The sequence below is a fragment of the Haloarcula amylolytica genome (assembly GCF_049705545.1).
Lineage (GTDB): Archaea > Halobacteriota > Halobacteria > Halobacteriales > Haloarculaceae > Haloarcula > Haloarcula amylolytica_B.
Genome location: NZ_JBNAMU010000001.1, coordinates 474,132 through 493,235, shown reverse-complemented (window position 1 = coordinate 493,235; position 19,104 = coordinate 474,132). Strand labels below are relative to the sequence as shown.

Sequence of the window (19,104 nt, the reverse complement as noted above, 5' to 3'; positions counted from 1 at the left end):
CCGCAGGACGTGACTGGCCTTTTGGTTCTGAAGCCCTCAATGTCGGTAATGTCATCCCAGCGCCCGCCCCGGCGGGGATCGCGGACTGCCGAGCAGTCGACTGCGCCGAGGGACGGAGCGACGCCCGCACTCGCCGTCGAGGGGTTGTCAAAGCAGTTCGGCAGCGGTGCGGACGCGGTGACGGCCGTCGACGACGTGTCGTTTCGCATCGAGCAAGGGACGGTCGTCGGCCTGCTGGGCCCCAACGGTGCGGGCAAGACGACGACGATAAAGTCGATTCTCGGGCTCGTGTTGCCCGATTCCGGCCGCATCCGCGTTCAGGGCATCGACATGAACGAGCACCCCCGGGCGGCCTACCGTCACGTCGACGGGATGCTCGAAGGCGCGCGGAACGACTACTGGCGGCTGACTGTCCGGGAGAACCTCCGCTATTTCTCGACAATCAAGGGCATCAAGCCCGACGCCGTCGCCGACCGCCACGAGCGGCTGCTGGCGAAACTCGATCTCCTAGAGAAGGCCGACGAACCCGTTCGGGACCTCTCCCGCGGGATGAAACAGAAGGTGTCGCTGGCGAGCGTGCTGGCCAGCGAGTCGGACCTCGTGTTTCTCGACGAGCCGACGCTGGGACTCGACGTGGAGAGTTCGCTGACGCTGCGGCGGGAACTGCGCCGCATCGTCGACGAGCGCGACCTCACGGCCGTCGTCAGCAGCCACGACATGGACGTCATCGAGGACGTCTGCGACCGGGTCATCATCATGAACGAAGGGGAGATCATCGCAGACGACAGCGTCCCGGCCGTGCTCGACCAGTTCACCGCAAGCGCGTTCGCCGTCACCAGCCCCGACATCACCGACGACCTGCTCACGACCATCCGGGACCGCTTCGAGGTGGTCGACGTGACGAGCGGCGAGCGGGGCCGGCGCGTCGAGGTAGCGACCGACAGCGACGGGTTCTACCGCCTGCTGGCCCTGTGTCGCGACCACGACGTGACACTCACCGGCGTCGGCACGGTCGAACCGGATCTGGAGGACGTGTTCGTCGAAATCACGGGCCAGGAACGATGACGAAAGGGGACGGAGCGTTGACCACGAGCGCCGGTACGGTCGCTGACGACGCCATGCGGGCGGGGTATCTCGACCTCGCGCGGGCGGTGCTGTACCGCGAGTACCTCATCTTCGTCCGCTATCCGGCCAACGCCGTCGGCGGCATCGTTATTTCGGTGTTCTTTTTCGGTCTGCTGTTCTACGGCGGGCGGATGCTCGCCGGGCGGGCGATAACCGACTCCATCGAGGGGATCATCGTCGGCTACTTCCTGTGGTCGCTTTCGGTCGGGGCCTACCAGTCGATTTCGAGCGACATCGGCAGCGAAGCCCAGTGGGGCACCCTCGAACGGCACGTCATGACGCCGTTTGGCTTCGCGCCGGTCGCGTTCTGCAAGGGCGTCGCGAAAGTCGTCCGGACGTTCATCACCTCCACAGTGGTGCTGGCGGTGATGCTGGCGATCACCGGGACGTCGCTCCAGTTGAACGTCCTCACTGTCGTGGTGGTCGCGTCGCTGACCATCGCGTCGGTACTGGGCCTGGGATTCGCGGCGGGTGGCGTCGCGGTGCTGTACAAGCGCATCGGGAACTGGCTCAATCTGCTCCAGTTCGGGTTCATCGTCCTCATCTCCGCGCCCGTGTTCGAACTCGGCTGGACGCGAATGCTGCCGCTGGCCCACGGGAGCGCGCTCCTGCAGCGGGCGATGGTCGACGGGACCCGCCTCTGGCAGTTCTCTGCCGTCGACCTGGGCCTCCTCGTCGGTGTCCCGGCCGGCTACGTCCTGTTCGGATACGTCGTGTTCCAGTACACGACCCGGCGGGCCAGACGCCTCGGCGTGCTCGGCGACTACTGACCGCAGCGGACAGGAGGTTTTACTTGTGGTGCCGGTTATGTGATAAATAACACTGTCGCTCAGATAGAGCGCACAGCGTCGGGCAATCTCCCGCCCTGTACCCCCAGATATGGTCACTCGACACCTCACATCGGAACGACTGGTGCTCACCATCGCGGCGGTGGTCGTCGTTGGTGTGCTGGCTGTTGCGACATGGTCGCTCGTATTTGCGAGTACCGGGACCGCCGATCAACCCCGGATCGACGCGGACGTGCAGCAACGCTACGAAGCGATAGACGGCGTCAACGCAACCCAGACGACGACAATCACCAGGGACGGGACAGTGGCGAGCCGGACGACCTACGACGCCGTGCTCCAGCCGGGGACCCAAAAGAAACGGCTGGCAGTCGTCAACAGCACCGCACGGCGGTACGATCTGCGGGTGTCGAACGGGTCGGCACTGTGGCTGTACGACCAGCGCCGCGAGAACGCGACGCGTATCTCGCTCAGCGGGACCGGGGCGGACCGGGGCGAGCGGCTGCAGCGCCTGCTTACGAAGCTCAATATGTCAGCGGCAGCCGAGACGCCCGACTCCCAGTCGGTTGAGCCGTTGCCCGTCGTTCCCCATGGCGAGGGGCAGCCGACCGAATCTACCGGATCGATGGCCGTCAGTTACCGTGGCACTGAATCCGTTGACGGCCGCGAGGCGTACGTCATCCGCGTGGCACCGGAAAACGACACGGCGGCCTACGAGCAGACGATCTGGGTGGATATAGACCGGTTCTTCCCGGTGAAAAAGCGCACTGCCTGGACGACAGACGGTGAGCACACAGTCGTGACGACGACGTACACGAACGTCAGCTACGATACGGGCGTGTCCGAGGACGTGTTCACCCCCGACTTCCCTGACGACACGACCGTCACTGTCCCGGAGACGCCGGATACGCGGACATACGAGTCGGTCGGTGCACTCGAAGCCGAGGCGGAAATGCAGGTCCCGGAGCCCGACATCCCGCCGGGGTACGAACTGACCTACGCAACGCAGACTCGGGGACAGATCCGCGGCGTCGGCCTCCGATACGCGAACCGAACCAGTCTGCTCACCGTCGCCAAGTACAACTACACGTATTCGCCCTCGGATGGCGACGGTCAGGTGACAATCGACGGCCGGCAGGCACAGCTCACCCGCGGGCCGACGTCGTCGTTGTCCTGGAGCTGTGAAAGCTACCGGTACACGATCCGCGGCGAGGGCGTGTCCGCGGACCGACTCATCACGGTCGGCCAGTCAATCGGCTGTCCCGCCGCCGAGTGAACCCCACACTGGCGTATCAGGCCGCCGTTTTCTGGGTCAGAAGTTCGACTGCACCTTATATGATGCAACCACCCCTCGATACGAGTGCAGCGGCCCTGAAAACACCGTGCCGCTAGCGCCCTCCGGCTACGGCCGCTGTCTGTCCACCACACTGCCCCGGGGTTTCCCGGGGCTGCCACCCTGGGGGTGATGTGGGCCACGCCGCCCGCGAAGTGGTCTCCTGCTCCGTCCGCCCTTGCCCGAGGACGCGCCCTGACCGCGCCGGTCTCCGCTGACACTGCGCCCCTCTATGACGCGGCTGACTTCTGACTCGGAAACTGACGGGACCTTTTATTCAGGGACGGGACGTTGGTCCAGTACGTGAGTGAGGACCCGGCCGTGGGCGACATCCTCGACCTGCTCAGTGACGAGTACGCCCGGGACATCCTCGCAGCAACGAGTGTCAAACCCATGTCCGCGAAACAGCTCGCCGACCAGTGTGAGATGTCACAACCGACCGTGTACAGACGGGTCGAGTGGCTCCAGGAGTACGGCCTCATCGAGGAGCAGACCCAGATAGAGACGGGCGGCAACGACTACAGCGTGTTCGCTGCCACGCTCTCGGAGTTCTCGCTGGCGCTTGCCGACGGCGACTTCGAGACCGATATCGAGCGGACCGAACCGCCGGCGTTCCCTGGACAGGGCGAACAGGACACCGCGGACCGATTCACAAAAATGTGGGAGAACCTCTGAAATGGTCGCCATCGAGACGCTCATGAACTGGCTCATCACCGCCCTGGCCTTTGGCTCGACTGTACTGGGCGGGTACGTCGGCTACCAGGCCTACCGTGGGTATCGCCGACACAACAGCCGCGCGATGCAGTATCTCTCGGTCGGGCTGTTCTGCCTCACGGCGGTGGCCTTCGTCGTCGCGTTCACCGGGTCGGTCCTCCTTCGCCAGGGCCTGCTCTCCAGTCAGTTCCAGCAACCGCTGACGCTCGTCACTCGTGCCTTCCAGTTCGTCGGCGTCCTCTTTATCGCGTACTCGCTCCACTCCCGGGAGTGAGAGTCGGAATGTGTGTGGCGAATCACGGCCGTCCCGAACCGCTGAAGGGTCTCAGGCGGAAAGGATACGTATGGCGCAAACTGCGGGGGGACGGCCGACGGTCCGCATCGACGGGGCTGACCCGGTATTGCTCCCCTGGGACGTTGCACCCGAAACGCTCCCCTTCGAAGTCATCCGCGGGCCGGTCGGGTTCGAGTGTGCCTCCGGCGACCGGATCGAACGCGAGTACACCGGCATCGATGTGTTCGAACTGTTAGAGGCGGCGGCGATGCCCGGCGACACGACCCACGTCCAGTTCGAATCGGCGAACGGCGACCTGGCGTGTATCCCGCTCGCCGACCTCAACGGCGCGGTGCTCGCGCTGGGCGACGGCCCCGGAACTGAGCCGGGGCGACCGCGGTTCGTCTCGCCCCGCGTGCTCGGCCCACGAACCGTCAAGAACGTCTGCCGGCTGCGGCCGCGGGCGCTCGCCGCCGGCGCTGACCGTGAGGCCTACGAGCGGCTGCCGCTGGACGAGTGACGCCGGACGACTGACTACTCCAGCAGGCCGATGTCCTTCGCGAGTCGGTCGGCGAGTTCCTCCAGTACGTCGGGGTCGACTTCGGCGACTGGCTCACCGTCGTGGAGCTGCTCGTTGTGGCGCGCGACGGCGTCCTCGACGTCCTCGAACGCGACCGATGTCCGCGTCCCGCACTCCTCGCATACGACCGGAATCTCGGGCTGATCGGTTGTCATTGGCGGCAGTTTACTTCGCTCCCCGATAAACGGACCGGAGCGTCCGCCGGGCGTACGCTGGCAGTCACTCGAGAACGCTTTTCGGCCGCTTGAGGTAGAACGCTTGCTCGGTGACGCGTTCGTACACGGCATACAGCGTCTCGACGGCGGCCGGGTCGGGGTCGAACTGCAGGTGCGGAGCCATGTGGTACGCTTTGCAACTTGTCAGGAAGAAGTACAGCGTCCGGTGGTGGGCCGGCGTCGCGTCGACGACGGCCATCGACTGCCCGCCCAGGTCGTCCGAAAAGTCGTTGAGCAGACCGGCGATATCGTCGTTCAGTTGCTCGTCAGGCCGGGTGAGCGGCGCACCGAGCGTCTGCTGGAGGAACTCGCTCGTCGCCCGCAGGAAGGGGTTCGAGTCCATGCCCGTCGGGTCCACAGCGCTGAACGCGTCGTACAGGTCAAGCAACGCCGCCAGTTCGTCGTCGGTCAGCGCGATGGGTTTGACGGGGTCGCCCTGCGGGAGCGAGTAGTCCGGGAAGGAGTACGACTGCGGGTCCGGCACCTGCCCGAACACGTTATCGAGACTCATGGTGGTCGTTCGGCCGGGAGACGCCTAATTGTTGGGTGGCGCGAGATACCAGCGTGGCCCCACCAGAACACATATCAAATCGTGTGCGGATATTTGAGCCGATGCCCTCCACCAATCGCACAAGCGCTGCACAGCGACGCATCGAACCGGGAGCATTGCGTGTACCACGGCCAGTACCAAACGAGCACCCAGACTCGGTGAGGGACCGCGACTGATGCCGACGTTCACCGTCCGACTGGCCGATGGCTGGAAGAGAGCGGGCGATCACATGTCGCTCATCTTGGTCCCGATACTGCTGGCGGTTATGCAGACGGATAGTATCCGGCAAGTACTCACCTACGACGGAGTCCACTTCGGCATCAAGTTCGGCGTCCCCGCGTCCGTCGTGACTATCTGGCAGTTCGTTGATCCGCCCAGTACCGGCGTGTCGGTGAACGCCGGCCTCCCGGTATCGCTTCCGTTCGCCGTTGTGGTCGTCCCCCTGGTGATCCTCTTGCGGGCCGGCCTGAGTGCAGGCTACTTCGGCGCTATCGCCGCGCGTCTCGTCGGCCGCGACGACGACTTCGCCGCGAACGCCCGGACCCATTTCGTCCCGTTTCTCGCGGTAACGGTGTTGCCGTATCTGTTCATCGCACCCTTCGCGCTGGGCGCAGTCGGTGCCGGCGGGGTCGGTGGCGGTGGCGCGGTTCTCGGGGTATTCGTCGTCCTCGTGCCGCTGCTGCTGGCCGCCGGGTATCTGTTCTGGGCCACGCCGTATCTGATCGTGTTGCGCGAAACCGGCCTGCTGGCGGCGGCTCGGGGCTCGTACAAACTGGCTGTCGACGGTGGAGCGTACCTCGCCTACACAGTCGGCTACGCGGGGCTCGTTTTGCTCGTCTCAGCGGTGGCGACCGCTGTCGTCGTCAACGTTCCTGCGGTCGGCCTTCCCATCGGAATCGTGGGCGGCGGACTTCTGGGGCTCGTACTCAATATCACGACGATGCGGTTCGTCGCGGATGTCGACCCGCAATCCCCCGCTGCTGGCGAGTGGCCCGAGCGTCACCGCAGCAGCGAAGCCGCGGTCAACACGTAGGGCGTCGTCGGCTCACTCGCCCTGCTCGTCCAATTGCTCAATCAGACTGATACCGTAGATAGTCCGCAGAACCGTGCTGGCGTCGCCGGCCTCGTACACCAGGTCGTCCCTCGAACTGACGTGGTCGAGCACGTCGGGCGAGGAATGCGCGGGGGCGGCGGCGATACCGGCGTCGTTCTCGTCGGTCCAGCGCATCACCCGCAGGTCGCTCTTGCTGTCGCCCATCACGAGCGCGAACGGGTCGTCGATGCCCAGCACGTCGAAAGCCTCCTCGACGCCGGCGGACTTGTCCAGTTCGAGGCTCACGAGTTCGGCCGCGTCGCCCTCGTAGTAGCCCAGGTCGACGCGTTCGAGGATGTCGCGGAACGCCTCGGGCGCGTCGTCGATGTCGGCGTCGGTCGAGAGGCCACCCGCCTCTAATACGTCCAGAATCTCCGGGTCCCGGCTGAAGTAGGCCCGGGCGTAGCCTGCGGGGTCGTCGACCGTGGCGTCGACTTGCGTGGCGATGGCGTCGCCGACCAGCCCACAGAGGTACCGCAGCGACTCGTCGATGATTTCGACGGCGTTGTCGCTGCCGACCTCGGCGTTAGGTTTCAGCGTGACGTTGAACTCGTTACCCTGGAGATGGCAGCGCTTGCCGACGGCGTCCGGAGCTTCCGAGAGGACCCGGCGACGGACGGTCTCGAACACGTCCACGACCGCATCGTCGAGGCGTTCGTAGAGCAGTCGCTTGGTGTCCTCGCCGTGTTTGGGCGTGAACACGCCGTTACCGGACTCGTAGACGATGCTCATCTGGCCGGAGGAGACGAGATCGTTGCCAAGCCCCTGTATCATGAACCCCTTGACGTTCTCCAGCGTCTGGCCGGTACAGACAACGATAGGGACGCCCGCTTCGTGGAACTGTGTCAGGAGATACAGCGTGTCGCGGGGGATTTCGTTGTCGGTGTCGCCGGCCGACCGGAGCGTCTCGTCGACGTCCAGCACGAGCACGTTCACCGACCGGCCGTACTTCGAGTAGAGGTCGAGCGCGGTAAAGGCCTCGTCGCGGGTCAGTCGAGCCGCGATTTCCGCATAGGTCTCGCCAGTCCCGGGAAACTCGTCAGTGATGTCGGCTTTGAGGTCGTCGAGGCGGTCACTGGCGGTTTCCCACTGTTCCAGCGCGACGGCAGAGCTAAGCGGGGGAAACAGGTCGACGAACTCCTGATATCCGCGCAGCGTCGTCGTGTCTACGCTCTTATACAGACGGTAGAGTTGGTCGTATTGTTCCATGTCGAGGTCCACAGGATAGTGGCGACTGACGGCGAGCGCACTTTAGCTATCGGGTTTGCGGTACTCGCAGCAAAAAACGGCTGGTTTGCCAACACCGCTGTCGAGGGTGCGCCGCTGCTACGCCTCGTCGCCGCCGTCGGTCAGCACCTCGGTTTCGGCCGCCTCCTCGTTGAGGAAGGATGGCAGCTCCTCCTCGTCCTCGTCAGTTGCCTCGTCGTCCGCCGTCGCTTCTGTCCAGGAGCGTTCTCTGTGGTGGCACATGGATCGTCACCATGCGGGGGTCAGGACTGTTTTGTGTTAACTATTTCCATGATTAGACTGATACGCTCGAGCGAGGGCAGACAGTATCAAGTCGCTTCGCCCGTTAGCCGGTAGTACCACATGCGGAGGCACGTATGACCGACATCCAGCGACTCGACGACCGGACCGTCGAACGCATCGCGGCCGGCGAGGTGGTCGAGCGGCCAGCCTCCGTCGTCAAGGAACTGGTCGAGAACGCCATCGACGCCGACGCGAACCGGGTCGATGTCGTCGTCGAGGCCGGTGGAACCGACGGAATTCGCGTCACGGACGATGGGGTCGGGATGGATCGCGAGGCCGTCGAGACGGCCGTCGAGAAACACACAACGTCGAAGATCCGCGACATCGCGGATCTGGAGGGCGGCGTGGGAACGCTCGGGTTCCGCGGCGAGGCCCTGCACGCAATCGGGGCGGTCTCACGGCTGACGATCCGGACTAGACCTCGCGGCGGCGACGTGGGGACGGAACTCGTTTTCGAAGGCGGCGACGTCACGTCAGTCGGCCCCGCTGGCTGTCCAGAGGGGACCACGATAGCTGTCGATGACCTCTTCTACAACGTCCCGGCCCGCCGGAAGTACCTCAAACAGGAGTCGACGGAGTTCGCCCACGTCAACACCGTCGTCGCCAGTTACGCGCTGGCTAACCCGGACGTTGCAGTCTCGCTGACCCACGGCGACCGCGAGACGTTCTCAACAACCGGACAGGGCGACCTGCGCGAGACAGTGATGTCCGTCTACGGTCGGGAAGTCGCCGAGTCGATGATCTCGGTCGGTGCGGGTTCGGAAGCGAAAGCGGAGGGAGACGAGGCTGGGAGCTTCCCCGACGGGCCGCTCGACGGCGTCCACGGCCTCGTGTCCCACCCAGAGACGAACCGCGCCGGCCGCGAGTATCTCTCGACGTATGTCAACGGCCGCTACGTCCGGGCTGGCACCGTTCGCGACGCCGTCATCGACGCCTACGGTACCCAGATCGCGCCGGACCGCTACCCCTTCGCCGTCCTCTTTCTGGACGTGCCCGCGGGCGACGTGGACGTGAACGTTCACCCCCGGAAAATGGAGGTCCGCTTCGCCGACGACGAGGGCGTTCGCGAGCAGGTCCGGACCGCCGTCGAGGATGCGCTGTTACGAGAAGGACTACTGCGCTCGACAGCGCCACGCGGCCGGTCAGCACCCGAGCAGACGGAGATAACGCCGGAGGCGGACGGAGCGACCGACAGCGGACGCGAGCGGTCGAGCCCGGACGGCCGGGACGCCGTAGACGAAGCAGCAACGCCGGGACAGACGGACACCACCGCAACAGAGACCAGTGCTGATGCGACAGCACAGGAGCCAAGTACTGAGTCCACGGCCCGACCGGACAGCACCCAGACGGAAACAGCGGGTCGCCAGTCGTCCGATACAGGCCCATCCGTTCAGTCGTCCGACACGAAACGACCCTCTGTGACCGGCACGACGGACGACGCGTCGGGCGAATCCGAGACGGGCCAGGGAGAGGGTATCGTTTCGAGTGGAGATAGCGATGGTGAACGCAGCGAGACATCCGGAACGGACCGGACAGAGAGCGGGGAACAGAAGTTCACCGGCGGCCAGGAGCAGATACGCCTCGGCGACGAACCGGACGCGACCCACGAGTCGCTGCCATCGATGCGGATTCTCGGACAGTTAGCCGACACCTACGTCGTCGCAGAGACGGACGACGGCCTCGTACTGGTCGACCAGCACGCGGCGGACGAGCGGGTCAACTACGAGCGGCTCAAAGCCAAGTTCGAGGGGGAAACGACGACGCAGGCGCTCGCCGACCCGGTCGAACTGGAACTGACCGCGCGCGAAGCCGAGGTGTTCGACCGGCGCAGCGACGCGCTGGCGAGTCTGGGGTTCCACACGGCGCGCACGGGTGAGCGAAGCGTCGAGGTCCGAACCCTCCCGGGCGTCATCGCCGATGCGGCCGGCCCGGACATTGTCAGAGACGTACTCGGCGCGTTCGTCGCCGGCGACGACGAGGCGGCGGCGACGGTCGAGGCGGCGGCCGACGAACTGCTCGGCGACCTGGCGTGTTACCCCTCCGTGACCGGGAACACGTCGCTGACTGAGGGCTCCGTCCGGGAACTACTCGCTGCGCTGGACGACTGTGCGAACCCCTACGCGTGTCCCCACGGGCGGCCGACGGTCATCCACATCGACCGGCAGGAACTCGAAGACCGGTTCGAGCGGGATTACCCCGGACACGGCGGTCGGCGGCGATAAGGGTAGGGGCAGTCGTTCTCCGACACAGCAATCGATACAGCCGATTAAACTAAACCTACGTCTCCCGATGCACGCGGTATGTCACTCGTAACGTTCGGCGAGACCGCTCTCAGATTTGCACCCCCTGACGGACAGCGGTTCGAGACGGCCCGTGAGGCGTCGATTCGCGTCGACGGGACCGCGAGCAGTGTTGCGGCGACGGCCGGCCGACTCGGGGCCGACGCACGGTGGCTGTCGAAGGTTCCGGACACGCCGCTCGGCCGGCGCGTCGTCGCGGAGCTCCGCGAGTTCGGTCTGGAGACAGAGGTTGTCTGGTCAGATCCGGATACCGGCCGGCAGGGGCTCACGTTCCACGAGGTCGCCGACCCACCCCGTGCCGAGCGGCTGCTACAGGACCGCGATAACACCGCGATGGCGACGCTGACGCCCGGCGAACTTCCGATGGGCGAGATACAGAACGCGGACGTAGTGTTCACCTCGGGCGCAACCCTCTCCCTCTCAGACACGGCCGCCGACACGACGGGGGCGTTGCTCAGAGCGGCCGCAGGCATGCGGGCGTTCGACCTTGATTTCCACCCTGGGCTGTGGGACGCCGAGGACGCCCGCGACGCACTTGCAGACCTGCTGCCGGCCGTCGATACTCTCTTTGCCGCCGAAGACCAGGTTTCCACGGTGTTTGACACGACAGGGGAGCCACGGGATATCGTCCACACGCTCGCAACGGAGTACGACCTCACCCGCATGATTCTCACACGGAGCGAGTACGGCGCAGTGGCCTACCACGACGGTGTCGTTCACGAGCAGGACGCCATCGAGACGACCGCCGTCGACGAATCTGGGCAACACGGGGCCTTCATCGGCGCGACGCTCCAGCGACTGGCCGCTGGTGCCGACACGGACGAGGCACTGGTCCACGGTGTCGCGGCAGCGGCGCTCTCTCGGACGATGTCAGGGCCATTGACACCGCTCGAACCATCCGAGGTTGAGCGTCTTGTCAGCGATCAGCAATCTAAACGGCCGTAGGAGGTGCCTACCGCCAGTACTGATTTACGTCCACTCTTTTATTGATCAGGTATGTTCGACCATCGTAGCGCGTTGACAATCGGACTGCTGACACTTCTGGTGGGGGCTGGGGTGGTGGCGGGAACGGCTGCTGCACAGTCACAGGTGACACTCACCGTCACCGTGGTCGACCAGGACGGCGACCCGCTCAGCGGTATCGATATATCGGCGACGTGGAACGACGGCGCAGGCGGGCCGTCCAATGAGACGACGCGGGCAAACGGGCAGGCACTCATCGACGTCCCGGAAGGAGCCAACGTCACCCTTCAGATACACGATGACGAGTACGTCCGAAACGTTCCGTACGTCGTTGAGGACGCCGAGACAGAGTCCATCGATGTGGCGGTCTCGGAGTCAGCGACGGCCACAGTCAACGCTGTGAACGGGGACGGTCAACCGGCCGAGAACGCCCGAATCCGGCTGTATCGAGACGGGAACTACGTGGTCGACATGAACGCAGGCAGCGACGGGACCATCACGACACGGCCCGTCGAAGAAGGCGAGTACAGCGTCATCGTCACCAAGCCGGGGTTCTACCGCAACCTGACCACCGTTCCCGTCTCCGGCGAGACAACGACGACGGTCCGGATTCGTGAAGGGTCGGTTCTGCTGCAGGCCACGGTCGTCGACGATCACTTCGACGACCCGAGACCGATCCGCGGTGCGAACCTTCAGGTCGAATCGGACAACGGGTTCGACGGGACCGTGCCGACGCTCTCTGACGGGACAGCATCGGTCAGCGTGCCGGTCAACGACCGCTACGACGTCACAGTTACCAAAGAGGGCTACGAGACGGTCGAGAGACGCGTCAGCGTCGCCGAAGACGAAAAATCGATAGACGTGGAAATCCAGCGTACCCCGGAGATTACGCTCTCCCCCGATAACAGACAGGTCGTCGTTGACGCGAACGTCCGCCTCACGGTCACCGACGAATACGACGAACCGGTGGCGAACGCGACCGTGACCCGGAACGGGACCGAGGTCGGACAGACCGACGCGGACGGCGAGATAACCGCGACGGTCCCGACGGCCGGAAACGTCACGTTTACTGCGACATCCGGCGACCTCACCACGACGACGAATGTCACCGCGTTCAGGCCGGATGGGGAGACGACGAACGGGGCGGCCACTACGCCGGAACAGACGGCGACAGAAACGACTGACGGCAGCGGTCCGGGCTTCACGGTCGCCCTGACGATGGCCGCACTGCTCGCAGTGGCTGTCCTCGCACGCCGACGACGCTAACGGGACGTTTTTCCCCACGAGGGCCGCATACCCGTACAATGACTGTTCTCGAGTCCGTTCACGAGGCCCACGGAGCGACGTTCAGGGAGGTCGGTGGTCGGCGCGTCGTCGACAACTACGGGCGACCGGAGCGGACCCACCGCGCGGTTCGGAACGTCGTCGGGGCGATGGAGTATGGCTACGGCGTGATCGTCGTCACCGGCGAGGACCGTGTCGACTACGTCGACAACGCCGTCTCGAACCACGTCCCGGACGAGGACGGCACGGGCTGTTACGCGCTCTTGCTCGACCCCGACGGCCGCGTCGATACGGACATGTACGTGTACAACGCCGGCGAGCGCCTGCTCGTGTTCACACCGCCCCAGAAGGCAGAGGAACTTGCCGCGGAGTGGGCGGATAAGACCTTCATTCAGGACGTCGAGTTCGAGGTGGCGACCGACGATTTCGCCGTCTTCGGCGTCCACGGGCCGAAAGCGACCGAGAAGATCGCCAGCGTCCTCCACCAGACCGGAACCCCGCCATCGCCGCTGACCTTCGAGCGAGGCGAACTCGGCGACGCCGGGGTCTCCGTCATCCGGACGGACAACCTCGCTGGCGAGGAGAGCTACGACGTGGTCTGTAGCGCCGACGACGCCGAGGCCGTCTTCGACACGCTGGTCAACCGCGGGCTCAACGCCGTCCCCTTCGGCTACCAGACCTGGGAGACGCTGACGCTTGAGGCCGGGACGCCGCTGTTCGACAGCGAAATCGAGGGCGCGCTTCCGAACGACCTCGGCCTGCGCAATGCTCTGGACTTCGAGAAAGGCTGTTACGTCGGCCAGGAAGTCGTCTCCCGCATCGAGAACCGGGGCCATCCGACCCAGCGATTGGTCGGCCTCGCCGTCGAGGAGTGCCCCGAACCCGGTGCCGCGGTGTTCGCCGGCGACGAGCACGTCGGCGACGTGACCCGCGCCGCTCAGAGCCCGATGCGAGAGGCCCCCATCGCACTGGCGAACCTCAGCTGGGAGCGCCCCGAGGCATCGCTGACCGTCCGCGTCGACGGCGACCCGGTCGGCGCACAGCAGGTCGACCTGCCGTTCATCGACGGATCGGCACAGTCGGCACGGCTGCCGACCTACGAGTAACCGGTGTCACTCCATCTCGATAGCCGCCCGCCCGCTGGTCGCGCTCCGAATTCGATCCCGCAGGGCGCTCCCGTCGGCGGTGGGCACGCGGACCTCGAAGACCACTTCGGCCTCGTAGTCGGCCTCAAATTCGACACCTGCTGACTCAAGCAGGCTCCGAACGCTGCCGGAGTCGTCGTAGGCGACGGTTACGGTGAACTGTTCGTGGGGCACCTCCTCGACAACCCCGGCGTCATCCACACCTTCCTTCACTGCTCTGGAGTAGGCGCTGGCTAGACCGCCGACGCCGAGGTTAGTCCCGCCGTAGTAGCGCGTGACGACGGCGACCACGTTCTCGATGTCGCGTTGCTGGAGAACGTTTAGCGCGGGGTCGCCGGCGCTGCCGCTCGGTTCACCGTCGTCGCTGGAATACTCCCGAAAAGGGTCCGCTCGGACGCGGTAGGCGGGGACGTTGTGTGTCGCGTCGGCGTACTCATCGCCGACGGCGTCGACGAACCCCTCGGCGTCTTCGACGGTCGCCGCCGGCGCGACGTGACCGATGAACTCCGAGCCCCGCACCTCGAAGCGCGCCTCGCCGCGGCCCGGAACGGTCAGGTAGCTGTCCGTCACGGCCCGGCGTAGGCCCGGCGGCGGAATAGCGTTTGCCGTTGGGCGGCGGGTCAGTCCGTCCCGTCGCCGGGCTGGCGCGCACCCCAAACTCGCTTGTCAAGCAGTTTGACCGCCATTCCGTCCTGGACCCGGAGCTGACAGGAAAGCCGGGGGTAGCCAAAGCGGTCGGCGAGGTCGTCGTGCCAGTGGTCGGGGTCGGGCGCGTCGGCGAGGCGGACGCCGCAGGTGGCACAGATGCCGCGGCCGCCGCAGTTGACCCGCTCCGCGTAGCGGCCGTGTGGCGAGAGGCCGGCGTCGAGGAGTACGTCCCGGAGGACGGTACCGGGCTCGGCGGTGAGTTCGTGAGTCTCGCCCGCGGGCGTCTCGACGGTGAGCGTTGCTGGCATTACGCCAGTTCGATGGTCCGGACGAACGCCAGGCGACGAATTTCGTTGATGAGGTCGCCGGGCAGTTCCTCGTCGGTGATGACGTACAGCTTCGGCTCGTCGGTGAACTCGGGGTCCTCGCTCAGGACCTGCCGGATGGAGATGTCGCGGTCGGCGATAGCCGACGTGACCGTCGAGACGATGCCGGACTCGTCGGCGGCCCGAACGGTGACGGTCACCGCGTGCAAGTCGAGTACCGGCGCGAGGTCGAGCAAGCTCGGCACGGAGGAGATGTTGCGGAAGATGCGCCGCAGGTCGTCGTCGTCGAGAATCGCGTCCGTCGTGGCGTTGACCACGCGCCGGTCGACGCCGGCCTCGCGGGCGATGCCCGTGTTCGGGATCTCGATGCCGCCCGAGACGACGCGGCCGTCCTCGTTGACGGAGAACCCCCGTTCCAGCAGCAGACGGATGACGTCCTGCTGGCCGGGAGAGTCCTCGAACTTCTGCATGATCTCGTCGAACATACGGAAGGATGGGTATGGGGCCACTAATCGATGCCGACAGCGGCCGAAACAGAGGATCGCAATCGGCTACAGTTCGCCCTTCGTGCTCGCCACGTCGGACCGTCGCTCGTCGATACGGGTCGCGTCGTCAAGCGCCCGGGCCAGCCCTTTGAACAGCGCCTCGATCTCGTGGTGGGCGTTCTCGCCCTCGACGCCACAGTGCAGCGTCAGCCCGGCGTTCATCGAAAGCGAGCGACAGAAGTGTTGGGCCATGTGGCTGGTCATCCCGCCGACCGAGCCCTGCGAGAACTCACCGTCGAACTCGAAGTACGGCCGGCCGGAGATGTCGACGACGACGCTCGCGACGGCCTCGTCCAGCGGGACCTTGCGGTCGGCGAACCGACGGATGCCGCGTTTGTCGTCCAGCGCCTCGGTGAACGCCTCACCGAGCGTGATGGCGACGTCTTCGACGGTGTGGTGGTCGTCGATGTCCAGGTCGCCGTCGCACTGCACGGTCAGGTCGAACAGCCCGTGGGTGGAGAACGAGTCGAGCATGTGGTCGAAGAAGCCGATGCCGGTATCGATGGTGCTGTCGCCGTCGCCGTCGACGTCGAGCGTGACCTCGATGTCCGTCTCGGCCGTGGTCCGCGTGACGGCCGCCGTCCGGTCGGTCATACCTATCACGTATCAGGCCGTATATTTGTGGATTGCGTCCGGTCAGTCGGCCTGCTCGTCAAGCAGCGCCAGCAATCGGTCGGTCACCGCCGGCGCGTGCTCGATGAAACAGCAGTGGCGACCCTCGACGGCCTCCCCGGTCCCGCGGGGGAGGTCGGCTGCCAGCGACTGGGCGGCGTCCGGCGACACGACGGGGTCGTCCAGACCGTAGTACACCTCGGCGGGCTGGGTAATCTCGTACAGCGGCGGCGAGTCGAAAGTCGTCATCGCCGCGACCTGGGCCGCACGCGCTTCGCCAGTGGCGTCCTCGTCAGCTCGCCAGCCTGCGATCTGTTCCATGAGGTCCGGGTCATGCTCGCGGAACGCCGGCGAAAACGCTCCTTCAAGCGGTGATGGGGCGTCCAGCGCGAGCGAATCGAGTTCCTCCCGCTCCACCGCATCGCCGGATCCGGCCGTACAGTACAGCGTCAGCGAGCGGGCACGGCTGTACTGGTGAGCGTATTCGAGCGCGACCATGCCGCCGAGCCCGGCCCCGACGAGGTGGGCGCTCCCGACGCCGTGGTCGGCCAGCACGGCTTCGAGGTCAGCAGCCAGCGTTCCCACGTCGTACGGTCCCCCCGGCGCGTCCGACCGGCCGGTTCCGCGGAGATCCCACACCACCGTCTCGTATGGGCCGGCGACGGCGTCGTAGTGCCAGCCCCAGAGCCACGCGCCGTACCCCACGTCGTTGATGAACACGACGGTGGGGCCGTCGCCGTCGGCTTCGTAGTAGAGAGACACGTCGCGGTTGCGTGCGGTCGGCATCGTCTGTCGATTCCCGCGCCGGCGGTGTGTTTCTTTCGGTGAGTAGGCCTTTGACGCTGGCTGTCGAAGGGCCGCCAATCCCGTGTCCGGAGCAGCATCACTTATCGGCGCCGTCGTGTTGGTCGTGAGTCTGGGGGTCGCCGCGCAGCTGGTTGCCGACTGGCTCCAGATCCCGAGCGTCGCGTTCCTGCTGGTCGCCGGTGTCTTTGTCGGCCCGCAAGCGTTCGGTCTCGTCGACCCCGCGATATTCGGACAGACCGGGCTGCAGGCCATCGTCGGCCTCAGCGTCGGTATCATCGTCTTCGAGGGAGCGTTCCACCTCACCGTCGAGCGAATCCGTGAAGCGTCCAGAGAGGCGCTGGGACTGGTGACGATCGGTGCGTTCGTCTCGCTTGTCGGAACCGCAGTCGCCGTCAAAGTCGTGTTCGGGACGACGTGGCCGGTCGCCGTTCTCGTCGGGAGCCTGCTGATCGCCACCGGGCCGACGGTCATCACGCCGATCATGCAGGTGGTCCCGGTGCGGGAGCGGGTCGCCGCCGCCCTGGAGACAGAGGGCATCATCAACGACGTGACCGCCGCTATCCTCGCGGTGGCGACGTTCGAGTTCGTCATCGCAAGCCAGTCCTCCCCGGTGGTCGTCGTCGAGGCGTTCGTCGCCCGGTTGGTCGTGGGCCACATCGTCGGTGTCGCCGTCGGCGGCGGCATCGCACTCCTGCTCCAGCGCCAGAATCTCTCGGCGGACAACGCCAGGCAAAACGCCCGGGTCGTGGTCCTGACCGCGGCGCTGCTGGCGTACGCGCTGGGAAGCATGTGGCTCTCGGAGGCCGGCATCGCGGCCGCCGCCGTCGCCGGTATCGTGCTGGGGAACGCCGACCTCCCCCACGAAGAGGAGATCGCCGACTTCAAGGGCGGTATCACGCTGTTCGTCCTCTCGTTCGTGTTTATCGTGCTGGCCGCCCAGCTATCGCTCGGTGACCTGCGTGCGCTCGGGATCGGCGGGCTCGTCGTGGTCATTGTCGTCGTCGCGCTCGTCCGCCCGCTGGGCGTGTTCCTCTCGACGCTGGGTGGGCGACTGACCGTTCGAGAGCGGATGTTCGTCGGCGCGATGGGACCCCGTGGCATCGTCCCGGCCAGCGTCGCTACGCTGTTCGCCATCGAACTGCGGCCCGATAACCCCGAAGCCGCGACGGTCCTCGTCGGGACCGTCTTCCTCGTCATCTTCGCGACCGTCATGTTTCAAGGCGGGCTGGCCCGTCATTTCGCGCAAGCGCTTGACATCCTGCCAATGCAAACACTCATCGTCGGTGCGGGTCGCGTCGGCCGGGAGCTGGCGACGCGCTATGAATCACGCGGTGAGGAGGTCGTCCTCATCGACAAGGACGTGGACACGGTCGAGCGGGTCCGGGCTGACGGCCACCGCGTCGTCCACGGTGACGCGACGAACGCGAACGTCCTCGAAGAAGCAGGCGCGGACCGGGCGTCCGTTGTCGTCGCCGCGACCGCAGACGACGACGTGAACCTGCTCGTCGCACAGTTGGCGACGACCCGGTTCGATGTCGACACTGTGGTCGCCAGAGCGAACCAGCCGAACAACGTCGAGGCCTTCGAGGATCTCGACGTCGAAACGATCTCCGCCGGCTTCGCCGTCGCCGATGCCATCGACGACGCGGTCGAGCGACCGGCCCTCGCCCACTGGCTGTCCGACTCCGGACGAACGGGGGACGTACTGGAGGTCGAACTCAGCAACGACTCGCTGGTCGACCGGACGGTAGAGGAGACTGCGGAGAAGCTCCCGGACGGCTGTCTGGTCGCAATGGTAAGCCGCAACGGAACCGACAGAGTCCCCGACAGCGATTTCCGCCTTGCAAGCGGCGATCACCTGACGCTCGTCTGTGAGACCAACGAGGCGATGCGGGACGCCAGAAGGTTGTGTCAGGGCGGATAGGCGAGCGGGACGCGCCGCTCAGCGAAGTTCGTCGAGGGAGACGGCCGCCGACCGGTCCGCGGTGACCCACTCGGTCACGGATTGCTGGAGGTCCGAGGGGAAGATCGTCAACTCGGACGGGTCGTCGGGATCGTCGTACAGGCAGTCCAGTTCGAACTCCGGCGTTTCATCCAGGTCGGTGTCCGACGGGGGCGTCGTGGTCGTACTCATGAGTCAGGGAGCGTGGGTAGCACTGCAGTTTTCACACAGTTCATCGGTAGCACGGCCGCTAGCAGCGGGAATACCGGTCCCGCAACGCCGACACGTCCGTTGTGACCGAACGTATTCGGTGTGGGACTGAATGTGTTCGAT

Annotated in this window: 22 protein-coding genes; 12 read left to right on the top strand and 10 right to left on the bottom strand. The window is 65.8% G+C overall.

The genetic code is table 11. From position 1 onward, the window contains the following. The first annotated feature begins 48 nt into the window (after nt 1-48). From ACOZ4H_RS02610 to ACOZ4H_RS02585, 6 genes are all read left to right on the top strand, one after another. Nucleotides 49-1,065: an ABC transporter ATP-binding protein gene (locus tag ACOZ4H_RS02610; protein WP_424327843.1), complete on the top strand. Its 1,017-nt coding sequence runs from the start codon at nt 49-51 to the stop codon at nt 1,063-1,065. 53 nt (nt 1,066-1,118) lie between these two features. Then, nucleotides 1,119-1,895, top strand: coding sequence for an ABC transporter permease (locus ACOZ4H_RS02605; RefSeq protein ID WP_424330327.1), 777 nt, complete (start codon nt 1,119-1,121; stop codon nt 1,893-1,895). Nucleotides 1,896-2,004: 109 nt separating this feature from the next. Next, a complete protein-coding gene (locus ACOZ4H_RS02600; protein ID WP_424327842.1) occupies nt 2,005-3,186 on the top strand; it encodes a LolA family protein in 1,182 nt (393 codons plus the stop codon). 360 nt (nt 3,187-3,546) lie between these two features. Then, nucleotides 3,547-3,918: an ArsR/SmtB family transcription factor gene (locus ACOZ4H_RS02595; RefSeq protein WP_424327841.1), complete on the top strand. Its 372-nt coding sequence runs from the start codon at nt 3,547-3,549 to the stop codon at nt 3,916-3,918. A gap of 1 nt (nt 3,919) precedes the next feature. Then, nucleotides 3,920-4,231: a DUF7521 family protein gene (locus ACOZ4H_RS02590; RefSeq protein WP_424327840.1), complete on the top strand. Its 312-nt coding sequence runs from the start codon at nt 3,920-3,922 to the stop codon at nt 4,229-4,231. Between the two features lie 70 nt (nt 4,232-4,301). After that, on the top strand, nt 4,302-4,751 hold the full coding sequence (locus ACOZ4H_RS02585) for a hypothetical protein (RefSeq protein WP_424327839.1): 450 nt from the start codon (nt 4,302-4,304) through the stop codon (nt 4,749-4,751). 14 nt (nt 4,752-4,765) lie between these two features. Here the strand turns inward: ACOZ4H_RS02585 and ACOZ4H_RS02580 are convergent, their stop codons facing one another. Continuing rightward, nucleotides 4,766-4,966, bottom strand: coding sequence for a hypothetical protein (locus ACOZ4H_RS02580; protein WP_050037213.1), 201 nt, complete (start codon nt 4,964-4,966; stop codon nt 4,766-4,768). Nucleotides 4,967-5,030: 64 nt separating this feature from the next. Then, on the bottom strand, nt 5,031-5,537 hold the full coding sequence (locus ACOZ4H_RS02575; RefSeq protein ID WP_424327838.1) for a hypothetical protein: 507 nt from the start codon (nt 5,535-5,537) through the stop codon (nt 5,031-5,033). Between the two features lie 214 nt (nt 5,538-5,751). Between ACOZ4H_RS02575 and ACOZ4H_RS02570 the strand changes: the two genes are divergently transcribed. After that, nucleotides 5,752-6,609 carry a hypothetical protein gene (locus ACOZ4H_RS02570; RefSeq protein WP_424327837.1) on the top strand — a complete coding sequence of 286 codons (858 nt, stop codon included), beginning with the start codon at nt 5,752-5,754 and terminating at the stop codon, nt 6,607-6,609. A gap of 12 nt (nt 6,610-6,621) precedes the next feature. On the opposite strand, the gene ACOZ4H_RS02565 is transcribed toward ACOZ4H_RS02570, so the two are convergent. Beyond that, on the bottom strand, nt 6,622-7,890 hold the full coding sequence (locus ACOZ4H_RS02565) for an HAD family hydrolase (RefSeq protein ID WP_424327836.1): 1,269 nt from the start codon (nt 7,888-7,890) through the stop codon (nt 6,622-6,624). Nucleotides 7,891-7,995: 105 nt separating this feature from the next. Next, the gene (locus tag ACOZ4H_RS02560) at nt 7,996-8,139 is read right to left on the bottom strand and encodes a hypothetical protein (RefSeq protein ID WP_424327835.1); all 144 of its coding nucleotides are present in this window, start codon (nt 8,137-8,139) and stop codon (nt 7,996-7,998) included. Nucleotides 8,140-8,273: 134 nt separating this feature from the next. Between ACOZ4H_RS02560 and mutL the strand changes: the two genes are divergently transcribed. The 4 genes from mutL to ACOZ4H_RS02540 all read left to right on the top strand — a co-directional run bounded on the left by mutL (nt 8,274) and on the right by ACOZ4H_RS02540 (nt 13,852). Further along, a complete protein-coding gene (mutL, locus tag ACOZ4H_RS02555) occupies nt 8,274-10,421 on the top strand; it encodes a DNA mismatch repair endonuclease MutL (RefSeq protein WP_424327834.1) in 2,148 nt (715 codons plus the stop codon). A 78-nt stretch (nt 10,422-10,499) separates the two neighbouring features. Further along, entirely contained in the window at nt 10,500-11,444 is a 945-nt protein-coding gene (locus ACOZ4H_RS02550) for a sugar kinase (RefSeq protein WP_424327833.1), read from the top strand. Between the two features lie 51 nt (nt 11,445-11,495). After that, nucleotides 11,496-12,728, top strand: coding sequence for a carboxypeptidase regulatory-like domain-containing protein (locus ACOZ4H_RS02545; RefSeq protein WP_424327832.1), 1,233 nt, complete (start codon nt 11,496-11,498; stop codon nt 12,726-12,728). 38 nt (nt 12,729-12,766) lie between these two features. Next, on the top strand, nt 12,767-13,852 hold the full coding sequence (locus ACOZ4H_RS02540) for an aminomethyltransferase family protein (RefSeq protein ID WP_424327831.1): 1,086 nt from the start codon (nt 12,767-12,769) through the stop codon (nt 13,850-13,852). Nucleotides 13,853-13,858: 6 nt separating this feature from the next. Here ACOZ4H_RS02540 and ACOZ4H_RS02535 read toward each other — a convergent pair whose 3' ends face one another. The 5 genes from ACOZ4H_RS02535 to ACOZ4H_RS02515 form a co-directional block, all read right to left on the bottom strand. Further along, on the bottom strand, nt 13,859-14,461 hold the full coding sequence (locus tag ACOZ4H_RS02535) for an IMPACT family protein (RefSeq protein ID WP_424327830.1): 603 nt from the start codon (nt 14,459-14,461) through the stop codon (nt 13,859-13,861). Nucleotides 14,462-14,511: 50 nt separating this feature from the next. Beyond that, the gene (locus tag ACOZ4H_RS02530) at nt 14,512-14,847 is read right to left on the bottom strand and encodes a 2Fe-2S iron-sulfur cluster-binding protein (RefSeq protein ID WP_424327829.1); all 336 of its coding nucleotides are present in this window, start codon (nt 14,845-14,847) and stop codon (nt 14,512-14,514) included. Next, entirely contained in the window at nt 14,847-15,350 is a 504-nt protein-coding gene (locus ACOZ4H_RS02525; RefSeq protein ID WP_137683421.1) for an ACT domain-containing protein, read from the bottom strand. The genes ACOZ4H_RS02530 and ACOZ4H_RS02525 overlap by 1 nt, the downstream gene beginning before the upstream one ends. A gap of 66 nt (nt 15,351-15,416) precedes the next feature. Beyond that, the gene (gene hisB / locus ACOZ4H_RS02520) at nt 15,417-16,004 is read right to left on the bottom strand and encodes an imidazoleglycerol-phosphate dehydratase HisB (protein WP_424327828.1); all 588 of its coding nucleotides are present in this window, start codon (nt 16,002-16,004) and stop codon (nt 15,417-15,419) included. 42 nt (nt 16,005-16,046) lie between these two features. Next, complete coding sequence (locus ACOZ4H_RS02515) at nt 16,047-16,808, bottom strand: alpha/beta fold hydrolase (protein ID WP_424327827.1); 762 nt, start codon at nt 16,806-16,808, stop codon at nt 16,047-16,049. 82 nt (nt 16,809-16,890) lie between these two features. Here ACOZ4H_RS02515 and ACOZ4H_RS02510 point away from each other — a divergent pair, with 82 nt between their 5' ends. After that, nucleotides 16,891-18,753 (top strand): cation:proton antiporter, encoded by a 1,863-nt coding sequence (locus tag ACOZ4H_RS02510; RefSeq protein WP_424327826.1) that lies wholly within the window; start codon nt 16,891-16,893, stop codon nt 18,751-18,753. An 18-nt stretch (nt 18,754-18,771) separates the two neighbouring features. Here ACOZ4H_RS02510 and ACOZ4H_RS02505 read toward each other — a convergent pair whose 3' ends face one another. Then, nucleotides 18,772-18,963, bottom strand: coding sequence for a DUF7511 domain-containing protein (locus ACOZ4H_RS02505; RefSeq protein ID WP_424327825.1), 192 nt, complete (start codon nt 18,961-18,963; stop codon nt 18,772-18,774). Nucleotides 18,964-19,104: the final 141 nt, after the last annotated feature.